The sequence below is a fragment of the Lamprobacter sp. genome (assembly GCF_034860625.1).
Classification (GTDB): domain Bacteria; phylum Pseudomonadota; class Gammaproteobacteria; order Chromatiales; family Chromatiaceae; genus Lamprobacter.
In genome coordinates, this window is sequence record NZ_JAYESN010000402.1 from 1 (window position 1) to 2,032 (window position 2,032).

A 2,032-nucleotide genomic window follows, 5' to 3' on the forward strand; every position below is an offset into this window, starting at 1 on the left:
CGAGATATCGCCATCAAAGTTGCCATGTACCGAGTCGTACTTGAGCATGTAGGCCAGGTAATCGGGATCGAGCAGGTCGTTGATGCCGACAACCTGCATGTCCGGAAAATCCTTGGAGATCGCGCGGAAGGCCATACGACCGATACGGCCGAAACCATTGATGCCAACTTTCAAGGTCATTGGGGGTACTCCTCGTAAACGAGTGCTAAAGAACAGGTTGAATTCGGGTTAGCCAGGTCACCGCGGGCAGGATCGACCTGACCCCGCGCTGAGCAGATGGGCGTTTAGGCTTTAGAGCAGGCTGTCGACGGCCTCGGCCACTGCCTCAGCAGTGACGCCGAATGCCTTATAGATGGCAGGTGCTGGCGCGGACTCGCCGAAACGGTCGACACCGACGATCTTGCCGTGCATGCCAACGTACTTCGGCCAGAGGCTAGAGACGCCCGCCTCAACCGCGACCCGAGCCTTGACCGCATCCGGCAGGACCGATTCCTTGTAGGCCGCATCCTGGGCATCGAAGGTATCCATCGAGGGCATCGAGACGACCCGAACCTTGCGGCCCTTGGCGCTCAGTTGCTCAGCCGCCGTCGTCGCCAGCTCGACCTCGGTACCCGTGCCAATGATGATGGCATCTGGAGTGCCATCACAGTCGCGCAGCACATAGGCGCCCTTCTCGATCGCACGCATCTGCGCTTCGGTCCGCGTCATGTGCGGTGCACCCTGACGTGAGAAGATCAGCGCGGTCGGCGCTTCGCGACGCTCGACAGCGAGCTTCCAGGCCACCGCGCTCTCGACCGCGTCACAGGGGCGCCAGGTCGACATACGCGGCGTCAAACGCAGGATCGAGACCTGCTCGACCGGCTGATGGGTCGGGCCGTCTTCGCCGAGGCCGATGGAGTCATGGGTGTAAACGAAGATCGGATTGATCTTCATCAGTGCCGCCATGCGCACCGCGTTGCGGGCATACTCCATGAACATCAGGAAGGTGGCGCCATAGGGCTTGAAGCCGCCATGCAGGGTGATGCCGTTCATGATCGCCGACATGCCGAACTCGCGCACGCCGTAATAGATGTAGTTGCCACTCGCATTGGCCGGGCCGACACCCTTGGCTCCAGACCAGAGCGTCAGGTTGGAGCCGGCCAGGTCGGCAGAACCACCGAGCAATTCCGGCAACAGCGGGGCTAAGCCATTGATGGCGTTCTGCGAGGCCTTGCGGGTGGCGATCTTCTCGGCCTTGGCATCGACGGCCTTGATGAAGTCCCAGGCCTTGGCATCGAAATCCTCGGGCAGCTCGCCAGCCATGCGGCGCTCGAACTCAGCCGCCTCCGCCGGGAAAGCCGCCTTGTAGGCTGCGAACTTGTCATTCCAAGCACGCTCGGTGCTTGCGCCACGCGCTTTTGCATCCCATCCCGAGTAGATCGCATCTGGAATCTCGAAGGGTGGATGCATCCAGCCCAGGGCCTCGCGGGTCAGCCCGATCTCATCGTCGCCAAGCGCAGCGCCATGACATTCTTCTTTGCCCTGCTTATTTGGCGAGCCGAAGCCAATGATCGTCTGGCAGCAGATCAGCGTCGGCTTATCGGTGACCGCACGCGCCTCCTCGATCGCCGCCTTCACGGCCTCCGCATCATGGCCATCGACCTTCGGGATCACATGCCAGTTGTAGGCCTCGAAGCGCTTCGGGGTATCATCGAGGAACCAGGCCGGCACCTCGCCATGACCGCGGACTTCGCCGTCGATGGAAATGTTGTTGTCATCGTAGAAGGCGATCAGCTTGCCCAAGCCCAGGGCGCCAGCCAGGGAGCAGGTCTCGTGCGAGATACCCTCCATCAGGCAGCCATCACCGAGGAAGACGTAGGTGAAGTGATCAACGATCTCGTGGCCAGGCTTGTTGAACTGCGCGGCCAGTACCTTCTCGGCGATCGCCATGCCGACGCCATTGCTGATGCCTTGCCCGAGCGGCCCGGTCGTGGTCTCGATCCCTGGCGCATAGCCATACTCGGGATGGCCCGGGGTCTTGGAGTGCAGTTGG

2 protein-coding genes are annotated in these 2,032 nt (G+C 61.8%); both read right to left on the reverse strand.

Annotated elements, in window-relative coordinates; all coding sequences use genetic code 11:
* Positions 1–180: glyceraldehyde 3-phosphate dehydrogenase NAD-binding domain-containing protein (locus VBE63_RS28090; RefSeq protein WP_323686281.1), on the reverse strand; the 180-nt coding region annotated here is incomplete at its 3' end.
* A gap of 111 nt (positions 181–291) precedes the next feature.
* Positions 292–2,032, reverse strand: a 1,741-nt coding sequence (tkt, locus tag VBE63_RS28095) for a transketolase (RefSeq protein ID WP_323686282.1), incomplete at its 5' end; no start/stop codon positions are given.